General features: G+C 69.0%; 24 protein-coding genes. 14 read left to right on the top strand and 10 right to left on the bottom strand.

Annotated elements, in window-relative coordinates; translation table 11 throughout:
• The first annotated feature begins 25 nt into the window (after positions 1-25).
• From QZH52_RS21750 to QZH52_RS21760, 3 genes are all read left to right on the top strand, one after another.
• Complete coding sequence (locus QZH52_RS21750) at positions 26-553, top strand: 2'-5' RNA ligase family protein (protein ID WP_301812670.1); 528 nt, start codon at positions 26-28, stop codon at positions 551-553.
• 117 nt (positions 554-670) lie between these two features.
• Positions 671-1408, top strand: coding sequence for a type IV toxin-antitoxin system AbiEi family antitoxin (locus QZH52_RS21755; protein ID WP_301812671.1), 738 nt, complete (start codon positions 671-673; stop codon positions 1406-1408).
• Positions 1405-2328, top strand: coding sequence for a nucleotidyl transferase AbiEii/AbiGii toxin family protein (locus tag QZH52_RS21760; RefSeq protein WP_301812672.1), 924 nt, complete (start codon positions 1405-1407; stop codon positions 2326-2328). Before QZH52_RS21755 ends, QZH52_RS21760 begins: the two co-directional genes overlap by 4 nt.
• A gap of 22 nt (positions 2329-2350) precedes the next feature.
• On the opposite strand, the gene QZH52_RS21765 is transcribed toward QZH52_RS21760, so the two are convergent.
• The 4 genes from QZH52_RS21765 to QZH52_RS21780 are packed head-to-tail and all read right to left on the bottom strand — an operon-like array spanning position 2351 to position 7210.
• Entirely contained in the window at positions 2351-3748 is a 1398-nt protein-coding gene (locus tag QZH52_RS21765) for an L-serine ammonia-lyase (RefSeq protein ID WP_301812705.1), read from the bottom strand.
• Positions 3749-3794: 46 nt separating this feature from the next.
• The gene (locus QZH52_RS21770) at positions 3795-4268 is read right to left on the bottom strand and encodes a tetratricopeptide repeat protein (protein ID WP_301812673.1); all 474 of its coding nucleotides are present in this window, start codon (positions 4266-4268) and stop codon (positions 3795-3797) included.
• Between the two features lie 7 nt (positions 4269-4275).
• Positions 4276-5304: a phospholipase D-like domain-containing protein gene (locus tag QZH52_RS21775; protein WP_301812674.1), complete on the bottom strand. Its 1029-nt coding sequence runs from the start codon at positions 5302-5304 to the stop codon at positions 4276-4278.
• Positions 5305-5311: 7 nt separating this feature from the next.
• Positions 5312-7210: an ABC transporter ATP-binding protein gene (locus tag QZH52_RS21780; RefSeq protein WP_301812675.1), complete on the bottom strand. Its 1899-nt coding sequence runs from the start codon at positions 7208-7210 to the stop codon at positions 5312-5314.
• A gap of 102 nt (positions 7211-7312) precedes the next feature.
• Here QZH52_RS21780 and QZH52_RS21785 point away from each other — a divergent pair, with 102 nt between their 5' ends.
• From QZH52_RS21785 to QZH52_RS21820, 8 genes are all read left to right on the top strand, one after another.
• Positions 7313-8797, top strand: coding sequence for a sensor histidine kinase (locus tag QZH52_RS21785; RefSeq protein WP_301812676.1), 1485 nt, complete (start codon positions 7313-7315; stop codon positions 8795-8797).
• Positions 8794-9417, top strand: a complete 624-nt coding sequence (locus tag QZH52_RS21790; RefSeq protein WP_286531849.1) for a response regulator transcription factor — start codon at positions 8794-8796, stop codon at positions 9415-9417. Before QZH52_RS21785 ends, QZH52_RS21790 begins: the two co-directional genes overlap by 4 nt.
• Positions 9418-9557: 140 nt before the next feature.
• Positions 9558-10085 (top strand): GlcG/HbpS family heme-binding protein, encoded by a 528-nt coding sequence (locus tag QZH52_RS21795; protein WP_286528996.1) that lies wholly within the window; start codon positions 9558-9560, stop codon positions 10083-10085.
• A 5-nt stretch (positions 10086-10090) separates the two neighbouring features.
• Positions 10091-10777, top strand: coding sequence for an ankyrin repeat domain-containing protein (locus QZH52_RS21800; RefSeq protein ID WP_301812677.1), 687 nt, complete (start codon positions 10091-10093; stop codon positions 10775-10777).
• A gap of 55 nt (positions 10778-10832) precedes the next feature.
• Positions 10833-11459 (top strand): FMN-binding negative transcriptional regulator, encoded by a 627-nt coding sequence (locus QZH52_RS21805; protein ID WP_301812678.1) that lies wholly within the window; start codon positions 10833-10835, stop codon positions 11457-11459.
• A gap of 7 nt (positions 11460-11466) precedes the next feature.
• A complete protein-coding gene (locus tag QZH52_RS21810) occupies positions 11467-11676 on the top strand; it encodes a hypothetical protein (protein ID WP_436411617.1) in 210 nt (69 codons plus the stop codon).
• The gene (gene tadA, locus QZH52_RS21815) at positions 11666-12769 is read left to right on the top strand and encodes a tRNA adenosine(34) deaminase TadA (RefSeq protein ID WP_301812679.1); all 1104 of its coding nucleotides are present in this window, start codon (positions 11666-11668) and stop codon (positions 12767-12769) included. Before QZH52_RS21810 ends, tadA begins: the two co-directional genes overlap by 11 nt.
• Entirely contained in the window at positions 12766-13701 is a 936-nt protein-coding gene (locus QZH52_RS21820; protein WP_301812680.1) for an LD-carboxypeptidase, read from the top strand. Before tadA ends, QZH52_RS21820 begins: the two co-directional genes overlap by 4 nt.
• 49 nt (positions 13702-13750) lie before the next feature.
• Here QZH52_RS21820 and QZH52_RS21825 read toward each other — a convergent pair whose 3' ends face one another.
• Positions 13751-14008 carry a hypothetical protein gene (locus tag QZH52_RS21825; protein WP_286504476.1) on the bottom strand — a complete coding sequence of 86 codons (258 nt, stop codon included), beginning with the start codon at positions 14006-14008 and terminating at the stop codon, positions 13751-13753.
• Between the two features lie 376 nt (positions 14009-14384).
• Between QZH52_RS21825 and QZH52_RS21830 the strand changes: the two genes are divergently transcribed.
• Complete coding sequence (locus QZH52_RS21830; RefSeq protein ID WP_301812681.1) at positions 14385-15332, top strand: adenylate/guanylate cyclase domain-containing protein; 948 nt, start codon at positions 14385-14387, stop codon at positions 15330-15332.
• On the opposite strand, the gene QZH52_RS21835 is transcribed toward QZH52_RS21830, so the two are convergent.
• The 5 genes from QZH52_RS21835 to QZH52_RS21855 form a co-directional block, all read right to left on the bottom strand.
• Positions 15329-15868, bottom strand: coding sequence for a hypothetical protein (locus QZH52_RS21835; RefSeq protein ID WP_301812682.1), 540 nt, complete (start codon positions 15866-15868; stop codon positions 15329-15331). The genes QZH52_RS21830 and QZH52_RS21835 overlap by 4 nt on opposite strands.
• A gap of 117 nt (positions 15869-15985) precedes the next feature.
• Positions 15986-16996, bottom strand: coding sequence for an FUSC family protein (locus tag QZH52_RS21840; RefSeq protein ID WP_301812683.1), 1011 nt, complete (start codon positions 16994-16996; stop codon positions 15986-15988).
• On the bottom strand, positions 16993-17355 hold the full coding sequence (locus QZH52_RS21845; protein WP_301812706.1) for a MarR family transcriptional regulator: 363 nt from the start codon (positions 17353-17355) through the stop codon (positions 16993-16995). The genes QZH52_RS21840 and QZH52_RS21845 overlap by 4 nt, the downstream gene beginning before the upstream one ends.
• Positions 17356-17548: 193 nt before the next feature.
• Positions 17549-18181, bottom strand: coding sequence for a response regulator (locus QZH52_RS21850; RefSeq protein WP_286504479.1), 633 nt, complete (start codon positions 18179-18181; stop codon positions 17549-17551).
• A 158-nt stretch (positions 18182-18339) separates the two neighbouring features.
• The gene (locus QZH52_RS21855) at positions 18340-18837 is read right to left on the bottom strand and encodes a hypothetical protein (RefSeq protein WP_301812684.1); all 498 of its coding nucleotides are present in this window, start codon (positions 18835-18837) and stop codon (positions 18340-18342) included.
• Between the two features lie 222 nt (positions 18838-19059).
• Here QZH52_RS21855 and QZH52_RS21860 point away from each other — a divergent pair, with 222 nt between their 5' ends.
• Positions 19060-20508: a sensor histidine kinase gene (locus QZH52_RS21860; RefSeq protein ID WP_301812685.1), complete on the top strand. Its 1449-nt coding sequence runs from the start codon at positions 19060-19062 to the stop codon at positions 20506-20508.
• A 105-nt stretch (positions 20509-20613) separates the two neighbouring features.
• Complete coding sequence (locus QZH52_RS21865) at positions 20614-20919, top strand: hypothetical protein (RefSeq protein ID WP_301812686.1); 306 nt, start codon at positions 20614-20616, stop codon at positions 20917-20919.
• The last annotated feature ends 12 nt before the right edge of the window (positions 20920-20931 follow it).

The following is a 20931-nucleotide window of genomic DNA, read 5'->3' on the forward strand; positions in this document are numbered from 1 at the left end:
CGGGCCAATACCCAGGGCATGCTTCATGTCGTCGAGCCTCTTCTTCGCGCTTCGGCCCGACGCGCCTGCTGCTGTCCGGGCCATGGATATTTCTGCACGCCTGCGCGTCGACCATGGCCTGAAAACCCCGGCGACCGCCGTGGAGCGACTGCATGTCACGCTTCATCACTTGGGCGCGCTGCGGGAAGAAACCGTGGCCCGCGCGCTGCGTGCCGCCGCGACCCTGGACTGCCCGGCATTCGAAGTTCGCTTCGACATGGCCACGAGCTTAAAGTCCGGCGCGAAGAAGCGCCCGCTCGTCCTGCTCAACCGGGAAGCACTGCAGCCGCTGCAGGATTTCCGGTCCACCCTGGGGGTTGCGCTGTCCCTGCACGGGGTGGATGTCGACACTGGAAGCTTCACCCCGCACCTCACGCTACTTCGCGATGCGCGTGCCGTACCTGAGCAGTCGGTGGGGCCCGTGGCCTGGAAGGCCCGCGAATTCGTCCTGCTCCAGAGCCTCGTCGGCCAGGGGCAGTATGTGGTGCTCGGGCGCTGGCCGTTGAACGGTTGAAGCAAGCCAAGCGCCATACTGTGCAGTTTGAAAAAGTTATTTCTATCGTAGCCTGGCTACGATTCAAATGTCTATTTCAAGCTCGCAAAATTTTGAAAAATATGGTTGAATCGCAGTATGATTACGACTGGAGCAAACAAATTAAATATGCTCTACACCCGCCTGGCTCCAGGGGCTCCGCTCACTTCGGAGGACCTGGCAGGTCTCGGCATCTCCGCGGATCTGGCCGTGCACTACGTGCGCGCAGGCTGGCTCACGCGCTTGACGCGCGGGGTGTTCTGCCGCCCCAATGACATCCTGGCCTTGCATCCGAGTCTGGTTCTGTTGCAGCGCCGCTTCGAAGGCCTGCACGTGGGCGGCAAATCGGCACTGGACTGGTACGGCGTGCGTCAGTACCTGGCGCAGCAGCGGGTGCTCCGACTCTACGGCTGGACGACAGGCAAGCTGCCGGAGTGGTTCACCGAGCGGTTTCCGGCCGAATACCACCGCAAGCGGCTGTTCGATGAGCAGCCCAACGCCTTGCTGCATGCGGGGCCCTTCGAGAAGCGCAGCGGGGCACCGCAGGTATCGGCGCCGGAGCGCGCGCTGCTGGAACTGCTGAGCGATGTGGGCGTGCGCCAGCCGCTGCAGGAAGCGCGCGAACTCGTGGAGAGCGCCTACAACCTGCGCGCCGACGTGCTGCGTGAACTGCTGCAGCGCTGCACGAGCGTCAAGACCGTGCGGTTGTGCCTGCAACTCGGCCGCGAGGCATCGCTACCCTGGGTGGCCAAGCTCGACTCGGCCACGCTACCGACGGGCAGCGATCGGCCCTGGGTGTCCCGATCGGCCGATGGCTTGCTGGTGCTCAAGGCATGAACCAGATCTACCTCGATACCGCACGTCTGCTGACCCCGGTCGCGCCGCAGGTGTTCGTGGACGACATGTTCGCGCTGAAGGGTGGAACCGCGATCAATCTCTTCGTGCGCGACATGCCGCGTTTGTCGGTGGACCTCGATCTGGTCTTTGCCGACCACACGCTGCCGCGCGACGCGGCGCTGGCGCGGATCAACGAGGCCGTCCGACAGTCGGCCGAGCGCCTGAAGAAGCGAGGCTTTCAGACGCATGCGCCGATGGCGGCAGCGGGAGAGACCAAGCTGTTGGTGCGCCGCGGCTCGGTTCAGGTGAAGGTCGAAGTGAACTTCGTGATGCGGGGCACCGTGCGGCCGGTGCGCAAGGCCTCGCTCACACCGACCGCGCGAGACGTGCTGATGGCCGACCTGGAGATTCCCGTGGTGTCGCTGGAGGACGTGTACGGCGGCAAGCCGGTGGCGGCGCTGGATCGGCAGCACCCGCGCGACCTGTTCGACGTGATGCAGCTGTTCGCGCACGAAGGGATCACGCCTGGCATCCGGCGCGCCTTCGTGGTCTACCTGGCCAGCAGCAACCGGCCGGTGAACGAGGTCTTGTTTCCGCCGCTGCGCGACATCCGGCACGACTTCGAGCACAACTTCCAGGGCATGACGGCCGAGCCGGTGCCGCTGGAATCCTTGCTCGCGGCACGCGAGCGGCTGCTGCTGGAAGTTCAGCGCGGACTGGATGAAGGTGAGCGGCGCTTCCTGTTGTCGCTGGTGGCCGGCACACCCGAATGGGCGTTGCTGGACGTCGCGAATCTCGAACACCTGCCGGGCGTACGGTGGAAACTGCAGAACCTGGCGCAGTTGCAGAAGACTAATCCGAAGAAATTTGCCGAGCAAGCAGACCTGCTGGCCGCTCGGCTGAGCGGGCTCGGATCGTGATCTCCGACGATGGTTTCGTACCTCAGCACTCCACCACGTTCACCGCCAGCCCCCCCAGCGACGTCTCCTTGTACTTCGACTTCATGTCCTCGCCGGTCTGCATCATGGTCTTGATGACGGCGTCGAGCGACACGTAGTGGCTGCCGTCGCCGCGCAGCGCCAGCCGCGCCGCATTGATGGCCTTGACCGCGCCCATGGCGTTGCGTTCGATGCACGGGATCTGCACCAGCCCGCCGACCGGGTCGCAGGTCAGGCCCAGGTTGTGCTCCATGCCGATTTCGGCCGCGTTCTCGACTTGCGCCGGCGTGCCGGCGAGCACGGCCGCCAGTGCCCCGGCGGCCATCGAACAGGCGACACCGACCTCGCCCTGGCAGCCGACTTCGGCACCCGAGATCGACGCGTTGGCCTTGTAAAGCATGCCGATTGCGGCCGCGGTGAGCAGGAAGTCGACCACGCCATCGTCCGAGGCGCCGGGGCAGAACTTCCGGTAGTAGTGCAGCACCGCGGGAATCACGCCCGCCGCGCCGTTGGTCGGCGCCGTGACCACGCGGCCGCCGGCGGCGTTTTCTTCGTTGACCGCCATCGCGAAGGCATTGACCCAGTCCATCGCGGCCAGCGGGTCGGCGCCAGCGGCACCCGCATCGCGCGCCAGCAGTTCCCGGTAAAGCTGCGGGGCCCGGCGGCGGATGTTGAGGTTGCCGGGCAGGCGCTCGGAAGCGCTGGCGTTGTCGATGCCGAGGCCGCGCCGCACGCACTGCTGCATGACCTCCCAGATGCGCAGGATACCGGCGCGGACCTCGCCCGGGGCGCGCCAGGTGCCTTCGTTTTCCAGCATGAGCCGCGCCACGCTCAGGCCCTGCTGGCTGGCGCGCGAGATGAGCTCGTCGCCGGTGCGGAATGGATGGGGCCATGCGAGGCCGGCCGAGGCATCGGCCGGCGCCACGGCAACCCCGCCTTCGACCACGAAGCCGCCGCCGACCGAGAAATAGCAGCGGTCGGCCAGCACCGAGCCCGCGGCATCGAGCGCCACCATCCGCATGCCGTTGGGATGCTCGGCCAGCGATTCGCGGCCGACGAAAGCGATGTCGCGGCCCGCTTCGAAGCCGATCGGATGGCGGCCCAGCAGGGTCAGCTGGCCGCTGCGGCGCATGGCATCGAGCCGCGGCCGGACGGTGGCCGGATCGACGGTGTCCGGCGCCTCGCCCATCAAGCCGAGCATCGCGCCCACGTCCGTCGCATGGCCGTGCCCGGTCGCACCGAGCGAGCCGTAGAGCCGGACCCGCACACCGGCCGTCGCCGCCAGCAGTCCTTCGGCATCGAGCGCGCGGGCGAACATCAGCGCTGCCCGCATCGGCCCGACGGTGTGCGAACTCGACGGACCGATGCCGACCTTGAAGATGTCGAAGACAGACAGCATCAGCGCACTATGCGGCCGAAAGCTGCTGCTTGACCAGTGCCACCCAGCGTCAGGGCTGAGGCACGTACTTGTTGCCGGCCGCCTTGTAGCGGGCGATCGCCGCCTGCAGGTCTTCGAGTTCCTCGCAGGGCACGGTGCAGATCTTGGTCAGTCTGGCCTGCCGCTCCTCGGCCCGCGGCAGGTCGCCCAGGATCAGGAACAGCTCACCCGAGTATTCGAGCGCGCCCCGGTGCATCGGGTCGATCCGCAGAGCGGCGTCGTAATAGCGTCCGGCGGCCGCATAGTCTGGGTTGGGGCCCTTGCGCACGGTGTAGCCCATGAGGTTGTTCCAGTCGGCACTGCGGGTGTCCTTGACGCGCTCGAGTTCGGCGAGCGCCGCCGGCCAGTTCTTGGCTGCGATCTGCGATCGGGCGGCGGCCAGCTGCAAGGTCGGTGGCGCCGAGAAGGTGTCGGCCGCCTGCGCAGCCTGCATGGCCAGCGCGGCCAGCACCGCTGCGCAGCCGGAAGCAAGGGTCTTGTTCATGGTGCGCTCACTCCTTCGACTTGTGCTTTTTCGGCTTGTCCGGCGCCGGCTCGTCGACGCCGTCGAGCACCAGCTTGCTCGGATCCAGCCGCCGCTTCTGCAGGTCGTGCAGCAGGCCCGCATCGCTGAGGTCGATCTTGTGCGAGGCGGCCCAGTCGCGCTGGGCGGTCTCCGCCAGCCGCTGCACGGTGCCTTCGTGGTCGGTCTCGATCGCCAGTTCGCGCCGGCCGTCGAAGCTGCCGGGTGCCAGGTTGATCGAGCCCACGATGGCGCGCCGGCCGTCGGCCAGCATCATCTTCGCGTGGAGCTTGAGGTGCTTCATGGTGTGCACCTTGGCACCGACGTCCTGCAGGATGCGCAGCCCGCCGACGCCCTCGATCAGCTTCTCGGCCTTGAGCGAATGCGGCGGCTTGGTCAGGATGTGGACCTTCACGCCCCGGCTCGCCGCACGCACCAGCCGCTCGATGATGACCATGTCCTGGTAGCGCTCGTTCTGCACCCAGAGCGAGTCCCGGGCGCCATCGATGAACGCGGCGACGCGCTGGCGGCCGTTGTCGGGGCACCAGATCAGGCGCGACTCGGGATGCGGCGTGAAGTCTTCGTGCGCCCAGTCGGCGTCGAAGCAGTCGACCATCTGGCGGGTCTCGAGGTCGTGGGTCGTGACGACCGCGTAGTCGCGCGTCTCGGTCAGGTCCTTGGGCTCCCAGTTGAGCGATTCGACGAAGCCCACCTGGTCGTCGACCACCATCGACTTCTGGTGCGTGAGGTCGAACTTCGGATTGCTGTCGCGGACCTCGATGCCCGCATCCACAAGCGCCTGGCGCGCGGCCTCGTTCTCGGTCTCGCCGCTGCGGCGGGCCGGGTTCAGCATTACACGCACCTTGACGCCGCGCTGCTTGGCGGCGATGACCGCGCCGATCAGCGTGTCGTCGGTGAACAGGAACATCCGGATGTTCAACGCCGACTTGGCCGCGTTGATTGCGTCCAGGATCGGCTTGGCGGTGTCGTCGGGCAGAACGATCAGTCGGTGGGACATGGCGGCCTCAGGCGGTGGCGGCCGCGTGGGCCGCCGGGTCTTCGTACTGGATGCGGTGCAGCTCGGCATAGACGCCGCCGAGGGCGACCAGCTCGTCGTTGGTGCCTTCCTCGACCACCACGCCGTCCTTCAGCACGATGATCTTGTCGGCGTTGCGCAGGGTGCTCAGGCGGTGGGCGATCATGATCACGGTGCGGCCCTGCATCAGCCGCTCCAGGCCTTCGATCACCAGGCGCTCGGATTCGGTGTCGAGGGCGGCCGTAGGTTCGTCCAGGATCATGATCGGGCTGTTGCGGATCACCGCCCGCGCGATGCCGATGCGCTGGCGCTGACCGCCCGACAGCGTGTCGCCGCGCTCACCGACCAGCGAGTCGTAGCCGTTCGGCATGCGGGCGATGAACTCGTCGGCGTTGGCGAGCTTGGCTGCGGCGACGATCTCCTCGCGGGTCGCGCCGGGTTTGCCGTAGGCGATGTTCTCCCCGATGGTGCCTCGGAACAGCACCGTCTCCTGCAGCACGAAGCCGATCTGCGAGCGCAGCGCCGCGAGCTTGTGGGTCGCGATGTCGACGCCGTCGATCAGCACGCGGCCGCCGCTCGGATCGTAGAAACGCGGCATCAGGCTCACGACCGTGGACTTGCCGCTGCCCGTGGGCCCGACGATGCCGACCACCTGGCCCGGCTTGATGTTGAACGAGACGTCGCGCAGCACCGGCGGTTCGCTGCCGTAGCCGAAGGCCACGTGCTCGAAACTGATCTCGCCCCGCGTGCGACCCGGATCGGTGGCGCCGGGATGCTCGCGGATGATGTCGTCGGCGCCGAGGATCTTCTGGATCCGCTCGAGTGCCACCGTGGTCTGCGCGATGGTGCTGGCCATCCCGGCCAGGTCCTTCACCGGCTTGAAGAACTTGCTCAGGTAGGCGAGGTAGACGGTCAGCGCGCCGGCCGTCATGGTGCCGGCGATGATCAGCGAGGTGCCCTTCCAGAGCACGATGCCGGTGCACAGCGCCACCACCACCGCCACCACCGGCGACAGCAGCGACTTGATGCGCCGGGCCTTCAGTGCGGCCTCGGTGCTGGCGTGGCTGGCCGCCGTCATGTGCGTCAGCTCGAGATCCTGGCGGCCGAAGGCCTTGATCGCACGCACCGAGCCCAGGCCCTCCTGCACCACGGCGACGATCTCGCTCTGCTTGACGCGCACCTCGCGCGTCACGTCCTTCACGGCCTTCTTGAAGCGGAACACGAACAGCAGCAGGAAGGGCATCACCGCGATCGCGATCAGCGTGAAGTCCCAGTCGAGCCAGATCATCAGCCCCAGCATGAAGACGATGGTGACGATGTCGACGACGATCGACAGCGTCGAGGACGAGGCGAAGCTCTGTACCGTCGCCACGTCGCTGGTGATGGTCGACATCAGGGTGCCGGTCTTGGCGGTGTCGTAGAAAGCCAGCGAGAGTCGGTGCAGGTGCTCGTAGATGCGCAGCCGGAGGTCGTTGGCGACCCACTGCCCGATGCTGGTCGTGAAGTAGTTGTCGATGTAGGTCGCGATGCCGCCGATGACCGCGATCGCCAGCGTCGCGATGCCCGCGAACAGCGCGACGCCGAGCGTGTGGCGGCCGATGCCCAAGTCGTGCGCCCATTCGAGCCAGGCCGGCAAGTGGTGCGTGCCGAGCGCGTCGTCGAGCACCAGCTTCAGCGGCCAGGGTGCGGCCAGGCTCATCGCGATTTCGACCAGCATCGCCACCAGCACGATCGCCAGCCAGCCGCGGTAGGGCTTGAGCAGCCCCAGCACCAGGCGCGTGGTGTCCTGGCCCTGCGACAGGGCGGCATGCCGGGCCACCCGGGTGGCCGAATGCTGCGGCGTCTCCGGGGCCGCCGGCAGTTCTGCGGGTAGAGGAGGTGTTGACATGCGGAGCCTGGAGGGTGGACGGCGCCTGGGATTGTGGACTCAGGTCCGCAGCCGACGCAAGCACCGGACCCGGCCCCGCGGGCCCGGGCACAATCCCCCGCCATGAGGCAATGGTTGCGTACGCAAGGGGGCTGGTGGCTCGCATGGCTGCTGGTCTCCGGCGCCGGCGCGGTCTGGCTCGCGCGCGGCGAGCTCCGGCAGCTGCGCGAGGATTTCGAGGTCAATGGCCGCATCGCCCACCGGCTCATGAGCCAGCAGGTGGTGCAGTACGACGCCGTGCTGGCCACGCTGGCGCTGCTGGAGCCGGCGCCGGGCGCGGCCCGCTCCGAGCGTCGCCTGCCGTCGGTCTACCCGTCGATCCTCGATGTCGAGCGGCGCGAGGCCGGCGGGTCGTGGCCGGACCCGTCGCTGGCCCCCGCCGAGGCCCGCTCGCGCCAGTTGCAGCGTCCCGAATTCGTCGCCGACGACTTCGCGAGCGGGCGCTACCGGCTCGTGATCGGCGCCTTGCCGATCAGCTATGCGCTGGCCATCGACCTCGCCACGGCCGTGCCCTGGCGCGACTGGCCGATGGACCCGAAGACCAGCCCGGTGCGGGTGACGCTCGAGTACGCGGGGCAGCGCTTCGTGGTCCAGCCGGGCGCCGCGGCCGCCGAGGGCGGTTGGCATTTCGACTTCCGCAAGGTGCTCGCCTCGGACAGCCAGGCCTTCGAGCTGTTGGCCGAACAGCGGGTCCCCTGGACCGGACTGCCCTGGACCGCGATGGCTGCATGGTCGCTCGCCATGGCCGCCGCGCTGGGCGGCGCCTACGCGCTGCGGCGCCAGCGCATCGCGCGGCGCCGCGCCGAGGAACTGCTGCGGCTCGGGCAGGTCGCGCGGCTCAACGCGCTCGGCGAGCTGGCGGCCGGGATGGCCCACGAGCTGAACCAGCCGCTGACCGCGGTGCTGGCCAACACCCAGGCCGCCCAGCGGCTGCTGGCCGAGGAGCCGCCCGAACTGGCGACCGCGCGCTCGGCGATGAAGCAGGCGGCCGAACAGGCGCGCCGGGCCGCCGACGTGGTGGGCCGTCTGCGGCGGGTGATCGAGCGCCCCGACCGGCAGGCCGAGCTGCGGCCCGTGGCGCTGCAGGAGGTGCTGCGCAGCGCGCTGCACCTGCTGGCGCCCGAGATGGCCAGGCGTACCGTGACGCCGTCCATCGACGACGCGACGGCGGCGCCGGTCTGGGTGCTGGCCGAGCCGGTCGCGCTCGAGCAGATCGTCCACAACCTGCTGATGAACGCGCTGCAGGCGCTCGAGGAGGTGCCCGCCGGCGAGCGCCGCCTGCAGCTGTCCATCGGCATCCAGGCCGGCCGCGGCCTGCTCGCCGTCAGCGACAACGGCGCCGGGTTGTCGCCGGAGGCCCTGCCGCGCGTCTTCGAGCCTTTCTTCAGCACGCGCGAGGGCGGGCTCGGGCTCGGCCTGAGCCTGTCCGAGACACTGGCGAGCGGAATGGGCGGCGCGCTCGAAGCGGCACATGCCGAGCCGCGCGGCGCCCGTTTCACGCTGCGGCTGCCGCTCGCCGCCGGCAGTGCCCAGGAGATGCATCGATGAGCGGACCCTTGTCCCCGCTGATCCACCTGATCGACGACGACCTCGCGGTGCGCGAGAGCCTGGCGCTGCTGATCGGCACGGTCGGCCTGCGCACCCAGACCTGGGGCGATCCGCAAGCCTTCCTCGACCAGTTCGACCGGGCGAGCATCGGCGCCATCGTGCTCGACGTCCGCATGCCCGGCATCGGCGGGCTCGCCCTGCTCGATGCGCTGGTCGGGCAGGGCGTCGACCAGCCGGTGATCATGCTCACCGGCCATGGCACGGTGGAGATGTGCCGCCGCGCCTTCAAGGCCGGGGCGGCGGAGTTCCTCGAGAAGCCGGTCGACGACGAACAATTGCTCGAAGCGCTGCAGCAGGCGGTACGCCGGCACGTCGATTCGCGCGAACGCACGCAAGCCGACCAGGCCGCCCGCGAGCGCTACCAGCAGCTGTCCGAGCGCGAGCGCGAGGTGCTGGGTTTCATCGTCGCCGGGCTCACCAACAAGGAGATCGCGCGCGCGCTGGCGCTTTCGCCGCGCACCGTCGAGACCCACCGGGCCAATCTCTTCGCCAAGCTCGAATGCGATTCGCTGGCGCAGCTGATCCGGCGCTACGCGGGGTTGGTCGAAGCCACTGGCTGAACGGTCATCGTTCCGCTCCGTATTTCTACGGAGCGGCGAGGGTAGCCGTACGAATGGGCGGCGGGGGCTGCAGTTCCTAAAGTTGCACCACCGTCGGCGATGTGCCGGCGCGATTCGATCCCAACCTTCCGGAGAACCCCATGAACCCGTCCCTTCGCCTCGGCAGCCTCGCCGTCCTGCTCGCCGCTTCCGCCCTGGGCGTCCAGGCCCAGACCGCGACGCCGGCACCGGCGCCGAGCCCGGCCGTGCGCGCCGAGAAGAACATGTCGCTCGAACTGGCGAACGAGATCGCCGGTGCGGCGGTGGCCGCTTGCGCGGCCAACGGCTACGCGGTCGCGGCCACCGTGGTCGATCGCGCCGGCACCGTGCGTGCCGTCCAGCGCGCCAACAACGCCGGCTCGCACACGCTCGGCGCCAGCGAGCGCAAGGCCTGGACCTCGGCCTCGGCCAAGACGCCGACCCTGGCGATGATGGAAAACGCCCAGAAGAACCCCGCCGCCGCCAACCTCGTGAACATCCCGGGCTTCCTGCTGCTGGGCGGCGGCGTGCCGGTCAAGTCGGGCAACGAGGTCATCGGCGCCGTCGGCGTCGGCGGCGCGCCGGGTGGCCACCTCGACGAGCAATGCGCCAACGCGGCGCTCGACAAGGTCAAGGGCCAGCTGGGTTGATTCCGATGAAGGCCGTGGCTGTCGCTCTGGCACTGCTGGCCGCTGGGCTGGCCGCTCCGGCGGCGGCCCAGGTGGCGCCGGCCGCCGTCGAGGCGCAGGCCTACCAGGGCCTGCACCGCGCCGCCTGGCGTGGCGACCTGCCGCAGCTGAAGGCGCTGATCGCCGGCGGCGCCGACCTCGAGGCGCGCGACGCCATGGGCCGCACGCCGCTCCACGTGGCCACCTACGCGCGTCAACGCGAGGCCATCGGCGTGCTGGCCAGGGCCGGCGCCAGGCTCGACGCGTTCGAGAACGACCGCTACGACGCCGTCACCATCGCCGCGGTCGCCGACGACGTGCCCACGTTGGCGCTGCTGCTGTCGCTCGGCGCCAACCCCGGCCAGACCACCAGCCGCTACGACGGCACGGCGCTGATCGCCGCGGCCCATCTCGGGCACGACGAGGTGGTGCGCCGGCTGATCGCGGCCGGCGCACCGCTCGACCATGTCAACAACCTGCACTGGACCGCGCTGATCGAAGCCATCGTGCTCGGCGACGGCGGACCGCGCCACCAGCGCACCCTCATTGCGCTGGTCGACGCCGGCACCAACCTGCAGCTGGCCGATCGCCAGGGCCATACGCCGCTGCAGCTCGCGACCGCGCGCGGCTACACCGCGATGGTCGAAAAGCTGCGGGCCGCAGGCGCGAGATAGGGGCGGCTCGGGGACAATCGGGCGGTCCTTTTGAGGGATCGCAGGATCAAGCCCCATGTACATGCCTCCGCAATTCAACGTCACCGACCGCGCCATCGCCGCGCGGCTCATGCGCGACCATCCATTCGCCAGCCTGATCTCGAACGACGACCAGGGCCTGCCCTACGTCACGCACCTGCCGCTGGTGCTGGAGGAACGGGGCCCGGACGACTTCGTGCTCTGGGGCCACTGCGCCAAGCCCAATGCGCAGTGGCGCTACCTGCAGGCGCGGCCACGGGCGCTGGTGAGCTTTCTCGGCCCGCATGCCTACCTGTCGCCTTCGGTCTACCCCGACCTGGCGCGGGTGCCGACCTGGAACTACCTGGCCGTGCACTGCACGGTCGAGGCGCGCCTGGTCGAGGGCGCCGACGAGAAGGACGCGCTGCTCAAGCGCCTGATCGGCCAGCACGAGCCCGCGTACGCGCAGCAATGGCGCGACCTTGGCCAGGACTTCCAGCACAAGATGCTCAACGGCATCGTCGGTTTCGAGCTGACCGTGACCGCGCTGCAATGCAAGGTCAAGCTCAACCAGCATCGCAAGGAATCGCATGCCGCGACCTACGAGGTCTACCGCAACGGCACGCCCGACGAGCGCGCGCTGGCGGACTGGATGAGGACGCTCGGCATCACCGGGGAGGCCTGAGATGCGCATGTTGGGGTTGGCAGGATTGCTGGTCGCGCTGGTCGTCGTCGGGCTGCTGGCCAGGAAGCAACTGGGCGGCGTCGCCGCGCCGGTGCTGCCGGCCGCCAGCGCTGGGGCGGGTGAGGCACGGGCGCCGAACCCGCAGCAGATCCAGCAGCAGTTCAAGCAGTCGCTCGATGCCGCGATGCAGGCGCGGCCGGTCCCCGATGACAACTGACGCCGACTGGATGGCGCTCGCGCTGGCCGAGGCGCGCCAGGCGGCGGAGGCCGGCGAAGTGCCGATCGGCGCCGTGCTGGTCAAGGACGGCCGGCTCGTCGCCAGCGGACGCAATGCGCCGATCGCGCTGCACGACCCGAGCGCGCATGCCGAGGTCAATGCGCTGCGCGCCGGCGGGGCCGCGCTCGGCAACTACCGGCTCGACGGCTGCGAGTTGTTCGTGACCCTGGAGCCCTGCGCGATGTGCGCCGGCGCCATGCTGCATGCACGGCTGGCGCGGGTCGTGTTCGGCGCCGCCGACCCCAAGACCGGCGCCGCCGGCTCGGTGATCGACCTGTTCCGCGAGAGCCGGCTCAACCACCGCACGGCCGTGCAGGGCGGATTGCTCGCCGCCGAATCGCAGGCGCTGCTCCAGAACTTCTTCCAGGCCCGTCGCTGCGCCGCGCGCGAGGCGGCCGAGCCCTTGCGCGACGACGCCTTGCGCACGCCCGACGAGCGCTTCGCCGGACTGGCCGATCTGGGCCCCGCGCCGCGCCAGGTGAGCGAGCTGCCGAGCCAGCGCGGCTGGCGGATGCGCTACCTCGACGAGGGCCCACGGGATGCGCCCTGCACCTGTCTCTGCCTGCACGGGCCGGGCGAGTGGCGCTACTTCTTCCGCCACCTCACGGGCGCACCGGGATTGCGACTGCTGGCGCCCGACCTGATCGGCTTCGGACAAAGCGACAAGCCCAAGCGCGAAGCGGTGCACCAACTCGAATGGCACTGGCGCCTGCTGGCCGAATGGCTGGCGTGGCTCGAACGAACGCAACAGCTCCCGCCCGGTCCGCTGGCGCTGCTGCACAGCCCCGGCGCCGCCGCCTGGGCCGCATCGCTGGCCGAAACCCTGCCAGCCCGCTTCGCGCCCGTGATGGCCGTGCCGGACGGCGCCGCCCCGGTGCCGGACGCCTGGCACGCTCCATTTCCCGACCGCGGCCACGAGGCCGCGCTGCGGGCCCTGGGCCCGATCCCGAAGCGCGCCTCCGGCCCGACGCCGGCGCAGGCGAGCGCCCTGGCCCAGCGGGTGCGCGAGGCAATGGGATACTTCGGCCCGTGAAAAAACACATCTACATCTATTCGCCCTCCAGCGCCGTGCGCGACAAGGCCGCCTTCAAGCGCGGCGTCAAGCGGCTCCAGGCCCTGGGCCACGAGGTCGAACTCGACGAGGCCGTTCTTGCCACCCACCAGCGCTTCGCAGGCGACGACGCCACGCGGCTGGCGGCCATTGCGCGCGCCGCGGCCAGCGGCGCCGACGTGGCGCTGATCTCGCGCGGCGGCTACGGACTCACACGCATCCTCGACCAGATTCCCTACAAGGCGGTGGCCAAGGCGATCGATCGCGGCACCGAGTTCGTCGGGCTCAGCGACTTCACTGCCTTCCAGAGCGCGCTGCTGGCCAAGACCGGGGCCGTCACCTGGGCCGGGCCCGCGATCGGCGAGGACTTCGGCGCCGAAGCCGGTGCCGACGACATCATGGAAGCCTGCTTCGACGACCTGCTGGGCGGGCAGGGCGAGGGCACCGGATGGCGCATGCCGGCGCGCGACAGCGCCGACCTGCCGGCGTTCCGGTCCATCCACGACGCGGTGCTGTGGGGCGGCAACCTGTGCGTGCTGACCAGCCTGCTCGCAACGCCATGGTTTCCCGCCATCGACAAGGGCGTGCTGTTCCTGGAGGACGTCAACGAACATCCTTACCGGGTCGAGCGCATGCTCGACCAGTTGCGTCACGCGGGGGTGCTGGGGCGCCAGAAGGCGATCGTGCTGGGGCAGTTCACGGGAATCCGCAAGGTTCCGCACGATCGGGGCTTCGGCATGCAGGCGGTCGTCACCCGTCTGCGCGGCCTCATCAAACCGCCGGTGCTGACCGGACTGCCGTTCGGGCACGTGCCGACCAAGGTGCTGCTGCCCGTGGGCGCGAAGGTGGAAGTGGCCGCCGACGGCCGGAACGTCTTCATGGTCTGGGGCCACCGGCACCCTCACCCTCACTGAAAACAGGGCGGGCCCGCTGGCGCGGGCCGCTCACGCTCAATGGCGGGGGTCAGCCGTGGACCCTGTGGTGGGTCCGGGGCTCCATGCTGCCGGGAAGCCCGCCCTTGAACAGGCGGTTGATCTGGCGCATCTGGCGCCGGGCGGCGACTTCGCCGTCGACCGCGCTGAGGGCGGTCAGGACGTCCTGGCGCAGGTACCAGAGCGCTTCGAGGTCGCCTGCGAAACGCACGCGCTGCGCCACGCGCTGCATCGTGTGGCCGCCATGGACCTGCAGCAATGACAGCATCGCCGTGCGGATCTGCCCCATCTGACGATCCGCGGAACGGCGAAAGCCGAACCCGGGGAAGCTCAGAAAGCGAAGGAGACTGCTGGGTGACACCATGGACGGAAGGCGTATTGCCAAAACCTGGACAGGTGCTACGTTAAGGCTGCCCCCGGAGCCGCACAAGCATCGACACGACATTTCATGTTCAAAAACAACATACTTCACGAAACTGCTCATGAAGCGCTTGAAGAACTAATGCCTAAGTTCTACTTTCGAGGCGAAAAGGAAACGTACAGCGTGTGTCGAAATGAAAAAGCAACAGCTTGGTGCGCCAGCGGCCCGATTTGAGCTTCCGGGACCGAGTTTCGGCGCCGCTTTGCCATAATCGAACGGCGAGAGCTACCAAAAACTGCACAACATGGGCGCCAATTCCACTGTCGTATTTGCCGATCTGACGGGAAGTACCAGAGTCTTCGAGGCTATGGGGAACGCGCGCGCCACCGAAACCGTGACGCGGCTGACGCAGTGGATCGGCGGCGTCTGCGAAGCGCATGGGGGCCGTGTCGTCAAATCGCTGGGCGATGGCGTGTTTGCGATATTCGCCGAAGGCATCAGCGCCACCCGGGCCGTGCTCGAAATGCAGCGCAACCACCAGAAGCGCCTGCAAACGTGGCCCGCGCCGCTGCGTATGGAACTGCAGATCGGCGTCGCCAGCGGGGAAGTGGTGGAGGTCGATGGCGATTGTTACGGCGACGCGGTCAACCTGGCCTCGCGCCTGAGCGACCTGGCCGGGCCGGGACAGATCTGGGCGACCGAGTCGGTGATCGAGCAGCTGCATGGCGGCGAGGTCCGCCACCGCAGCCTGGGGCCGATCAATATCCGCGGCAAGAACGAGATGCCGGTGGTGCACCGGGTCGACTGGCAGGACGAGGTGTCCGAGTTCCTCACAATGCCGGCCTCGCTGGTGCATCAGCCGCGCGGGCCCGATTCGTCCTTCGGACAGATCGAGCTGGCCTGGCTCGACGTCCGCTCGATGTTCCGCGCCGACGAACTTCCGATCCATCTGGGCCGGGTCGACGAAGCCCAGTTCGTGGTCAACGACCCGCGGGTGTCGCGGCTGCATGCGCGCATCGAGGCCCGCCAGGGCAGTTGCGTACTGGTCGACGTCAGCACCTACGGCACCTGGGTGCGCTTTCATGGCACTGCCGGCGCCAGCGGCGAGATCGCGCTGCGGCGCGACGAGTGCGTGCTGCACGGCAGCGGCGAGATCGGCCTGGGTGCGCCGCTCAGCGATTTCAGCGCGCCGACCATTTCGTTCAACACCACCGGCGGCAACGTGCTGCTGGCGCGCCGCGACCTGCGCTAGGGACGGGCCGGCTCGACCGGCCGCAGCACGCGGCCATCGCCGATGAACGACTCGCCCACCAGCATCCTGAAGCCGGCTTCGGCCTGAAACTTGGGCAGCGCCAGTTGGGGCGCCAGAAACTCCACTTCGAGCGCCTGCGGGCTGCCACGCCGGAACGACCGGTCCGCCGGAACCCACCAGCGGGCCGAGAACGCCTCGTTGCCGACCACCAGCGCGCAGCGATGCTCGCCGGCAGGCACCGGGATGTCTTCGGCCGGCAGTTTCGGCGGACGCAGCGTGAGTTCGACCAGCAGCTGGGGCTCGAAGGCGGGCCGCTCGTCGAAGGGGGAGGGCGCCATCGGTGCCGGCCGGCGCAGGCGCGAGATCAGCCACGAGATCACGTTGCCGATGATCGGCACCCACAACAGCATCAGCAGGGTGCCGATGTCCCGCAGGGTCGAGCCGGGCGCGGCGAGCTGCCGCATCGCCGCGCCTCCGAGGGCGACGCACAGGAGGATGATCACGATGAGCTTGCGCCGGGACTGGATGGTCGTCATGGCCCCGAGCTTAACAATCCGGCCCGGCGCCGGGCGCCGCAGCGGGCTGCCTGTTTTGCAGGCAACGGGACGGGACCCCGCGTGGGGCCACGGTTCGAGCCTGGCCGTCCCGGCGCTTCACACAGTGTTATCCACAGAAAGCCGGAACAAGTCATCGAGCTGCCGCAGGTCGTCGAGCAGCAGGCGCAGCGGGGCGGCCAAGCCGGCAGCGACGGATGGCGCGTCGTGGGTCGGCGCCGCGACGCTGTCGTCGACCGGCTGCCCACGGCGCTCCACGCGCGCGGCGATGGCCGCCAGCGCGGCACCCGCGATGCGGGCCACTTCGCGGTTGTCGGCGTCGCGCGATGCACCGGCCTCGGCGCGGAGCAGGCGCTTCAGCAGCAGCGCGTCCTGCACGATGCGGGCTGTCAGCGCGGCCGTGCGGTGGTGGCGATCGGCGCCGGGGGCGTTGCGCGCGCGGCCGAACGGGCGTCCTTCATGGTCGGCGCCGCCGGCCAGCACGCTCAGCCGGGCGAGCGCATGGCGCACGGCAGCGGCCGATTGCTCGGCCTGCGCCTCGGTCCGGGCGGCCGGCGGCTGCTGGAATTGCCGCCCCACCTGCCGCAGCAGCGCGGCGCAGCCGGCACAGAAGCGATCGGCGGCGCGGTAGCGCGACGAAACCAATGCGACCGCCATGGCCACCGCGACGCCGATCAGGATCTGCGCCACCCGCAGCGCCGCCACCTGCAAGGCGGAATGGCCCGGGAGGTCGCCGGCGGCCAGGATGATCAAGGCGGCCACCGGCGCGCTTCGAAAGGCCGGGCTGGCGGCGCTCGCGAAGGCGAGTCCGACCACGATGGCGAGCAAGGTGGCCTGCGGATGGCTTCCATGGTGTTGCAGGAAGACGCCGAGCAGGCCGGCCACGGCACCGATCAACGTGGCCCGCGTGCGGTCCCAACTGGCCTCCCAGGTCGCGCCGCTGCTCGGGCGCAGCACGATCAGCGCGCTCATCACGGCCCACAGGTGCTCGGGCAGGGCGAGCAGCGCCGACAGCGCGGAGGCCAGCAGCACCGTCGCGGCCAGTTGCAGCCCATGATGCCGCCGCTCGGCATCGAAGGGCAGGCGCGCGGCCAGCGCGGTGAAGCTCATTCGCGCCGTGCGGCGGCCGCCGCGGGGTCGAGGACGCCGGCGATGTCGTCGAGCAAGGCGCAGGCCTCGAGCAGCAGCGCACGCTGTTGCGGATTCAGGCGGGCGTCGATGATCTCGGCCAGGGAAGCTTCACCGGCCTGGACCGCGGTGACCAGTCGCCGGGCACCCGACCGGGTCAGGCGCAGCAGCGATCGCCGCCCGTCGGCGGCATCCGCCTTGCGGGCCAGCCAGCCATCGGCTTCGAGTTCGGCCAGCAGGCGGGTCAGCGACTGGGGCATGACGCCTTCGCGCTGGGCGAGCTCGGTCGGTGTCATCGGGCCGGTACGGTAGAGACGGCCGATGACGCTCAGTTTGGCCACGCTCAAGCCGGCATCCTGCAGGGCCGGCCGCAGCCGCCGGGACAGCAGAGTGACGGCTCCGCGCAGGCGGTGCGCGCATTGCGCCGCGTCGGGAGAGGAAGGCTGCATCGCAAAAATGAAAAGACTTGTCTTGGTATTCAGATACTAAGACAAGTCTTGCTTGATTGCCAGGCAGCCGGCGGCCGCCGATGCCTCAGCTGATCAGCTGGTTCTTGAGCGCGTAGTAGGTGAGGTCGCTGTTAGAGGCCAGGTTCATCTTCTCCATCAGCCGGCTGCGGTAGGTGCTCACGGTCTTGACCGACAGCGACAGGTGCTCGGCGATGCTGCCCGCGGTCTCGCCGGTGGCGAGCTTCAGGAAGACCTGGAACTCGCGCTCCGAGAGCTGCTCATGCGGCGCGGTGTCGGTGTTGCGGTCGAGCTGGCGGGCCAGCAGTTCGGCCACGCCCGGCGTGATGTAGCGACGACCGAGCGAAATCGTGCGGATCGCTTCGACGATTTCCTTCGGGTCGCATTCCTTGTTGAGGTAGCCACTCGCGCCCTGGCGGATCAGGCTCATGGCGTAGTGTTCCTCGGGATAGCCGCTCAGAATCAGGATGCCAGTGTCGGGCGCTTTCGCCCGCACCATCGCGATGGCGTCGATGCCGCTCTGGCCCGGCATCGAGAGATCCATCACCAGGACATCAATCTCGTGATTGCGCACCAGATCGATGGCTTCGCGCCCGCTGGCGGCTTCGCCGACCACGCGCAGGTCCACGTGCTGCGAAAAGAAGTCGCGCAGGCCCGAACGAACGATGGCATGGTCGTCCACGATTCCGATCTTGATCATTTTTTGCTCCTCGAATGATGGTGTCGGGGGAGCATGCGGGCCGATGCGGCCGGCTCGCGTCTGCCGACAGCCCGACTCCGCGTAGGAAAGACGCGAATGCAACTCGGGCAATTGGATGACACTCGGCGGGGGGAAGGCCCCGGTGCGACAGCCAGGCGTCAGCGCAGCAGCCTGAAGGCAGCCACCGCGGCCGCCAAGCCACCGAGCACCAGCAGGCCCTTGGCCTTGGAGAAGCGAGAGGCACGTTCGGAGCGATAGCCTTCGAGCCGGGCGGGGAGGGTGCGCAGGTCTTCGATCGGCCCCTGCGGGCCGAGGCGTTCCTCGGCATTGATCGCTTGCAGGGTCGCCGACAACAAGGCGGGGTTCTTGTCGTCGTGCTCGTAGGCGGTCGGGGTCTCGCCGCGCGCCCGCTGCACATGGGCCAGGAAGAGCTTGCCCCTGGCGGTCAGGCCGATATCTTCGCCGCTCATGACGAGCAGTCCGTGCTCGATCAGGGCATCGAGTCCGCGTCGCACGCCGGGCCGCTCGTTGACAGGCACGCTGGCCTGCAGGCCGGTGCGCGAGGTCTTGCCGCCCCCCGACGCGGCCGCCCGTTGGCGAACCAGCATCATCAGCACGCCGGCAACGGTCTCGTGGTCAGAAAGCGCTTGTCCCATGGCGATCAAATTATTCCCGCGAACAGGCGCCAGCGCGAGAGGAACAAGCCCTCATGTGCGGCAGATTTTTCGCGGTGGCGATTCGACGGCGCAGGCGGCCATCGAATCACCTTCGCTCGGCCGGCGATTGCGGCAATAACGCACACAACCCGGGGTGATCCCGAGTTGCGATGTCGTTGACAAACAGGGAGTCTTCAAGACTCTCAAACTCTGGACTCCGGGATGGCCTCCGAGGCGTCGCTCCACCCAAGCCCGGCATTCGCACGCGCCCAAGTCTCCGCGCACGCCCGATCCGGTCACGACCCGGCCCCCGGTGACATCGAGGACGATGCGCCCGGCCTGCGCGCCCGCTGGATCCAGGGCCAGCTGACGCGCAGCTTCTTGCGCCAATCGCGCGTGCGCCAGCCGCTGGGGCTGCTGCTGATCCTGACCATGGCCGCACTGTGCTGGGGCAGCGGCAGCCATCTGGCCGTGTCGGCCTGGCTGGCGGTCGGCTTGCTGATCTCCGCCATGCGCCGTCGCGTGGTGAGCCTCCATGCCGGCAAGCACCAGGGCGCCAGTTCCGAATCGCTCAATCTCTTTCTCGCCCGGGCGGCGCCGGTCTTCATCCTCGAGGCCCCGTTCTGGGGCGTCTCGGTGCTGCTGTTCTTCGCTCGCATTCCTGAGGCGAACCAGTTCGGCTGCTGGCTGGTCCTGACACTGGTGGTCTACGGCCCGATCACCCGCCTGGCGCTGGTGCCCTTCCTGCTCTACTGGTCGATGAACGGATTCTTCGTCGTGATGCTGGCTTGCGTGCTGTATGGCGTGTTCCTCGGGCCGATGCAGGGATCGCTCAACTACTGGTTCGTGGGGCTCACCTTGTTGCACTGGGTCGTGATCCTCGGCCTCGGCAGGGCGATCCACGCCAACCAGGAAGAGCACTTCGGTCTTCAATACGACCTCGCCCTCAGGGAGCGCCAGGCGACCGAGGCGGTCAGCACCAAGAACCGTTTTCTTGCCGCCGCGACCCACGACCTGCGCCAGCCGGTGTCGGCCCTGGCGCTCTATGCCGACTTCCTGAAGGAGAACCCGGAGACACATGCCGAACTGGCGCCCAAGATCGCCAAGGCCACGGCCGCTGTGAGCCACCTGTTCGATTCGCTGTTCGACCTGTCGGTGCTCGACAGCGGCAAGGTCCAGCTGTCGGTCGAGCCGGTGCAGATCGCCGATGTGGTGCGCGACCTGCAGCTTCAGTACGAGCCCCTGGCGGAGGCGAAAAACATCCGGCTGCGCGTGCGCACCGGGCAGGCGACGATCCAGTCGGACCCGCTGCGACTGCGGCGGATGGTCGGCAACGTGCTGTCGAACGCGATCAAGTACAGCCCGCCCGGCAAGAAGATCCTGCTGGCCGCGCGGCTGCAGCAGGGCGATGTCGTGGTCGAGGTCTTCGACCAGGGCATCGGCATCCCGGCCGACCAGATCGAGAAGGTGTTCGAGGAGTTCTATCGCGTCAATGACGCGGCCACGCCGGCAGCCGACGGTGTCGGGCTCGGCTTGTCGCTGGTCGCGCGGCTGGCGAAGGCGCTCAAGTCGGAGGTCCGGCTCGACTCGGTGGCGGGGCGCGGCACCCGCTGCTCGATCCGCCTGGGCGACCTGCGCGGCGGCGGCACTGCGAACCCGCCGGGTGGGTGACGACCTACGCCGCCTGGACAACGGTGCCGACACGCCGGCGCCGAGCGGGAACCTTCAATGAATGCAGTGCGACGTGGTCGCATTGCAATTCTCGAAAGGACTCCCATGCAGAGCACGAATTTCACCGACTACAAGAGCCCCGAACAGATCGCCGAGGCGACGCGCCAGGCCGTGCGCGAGACCGCCGACGGGGCAGACGCCTACACCGCGGGCATCGCGCATGCGGCCAGGCCTTCCAGGCGCCGGGCCCGGCAGGTCATGGACGACCTCAGGGCTCGGGGCCGCCAGTGGCGAGAGCAGGGCGGCCACTATGTCTCGGATCGGCCGGTCCGCTCGATGATGATGGCAGCGGCGGGCGGCGCCGCGGTGACCACATTGATGCTCGCCGCGCTGCGGGGCAGCCGGCGCTGAGACCTCCGCCGC

Source organism: Variovorax ginsengisoli, from assembly GCF_030486595.1.
Taxonomy (GTDB): Bacteria; Pseudomonadota; Gammaproteobacteria; order Burkholderiales; family Burkholderiaceae_C; genus Variovorax; species Variovorax ginsengisoli_B.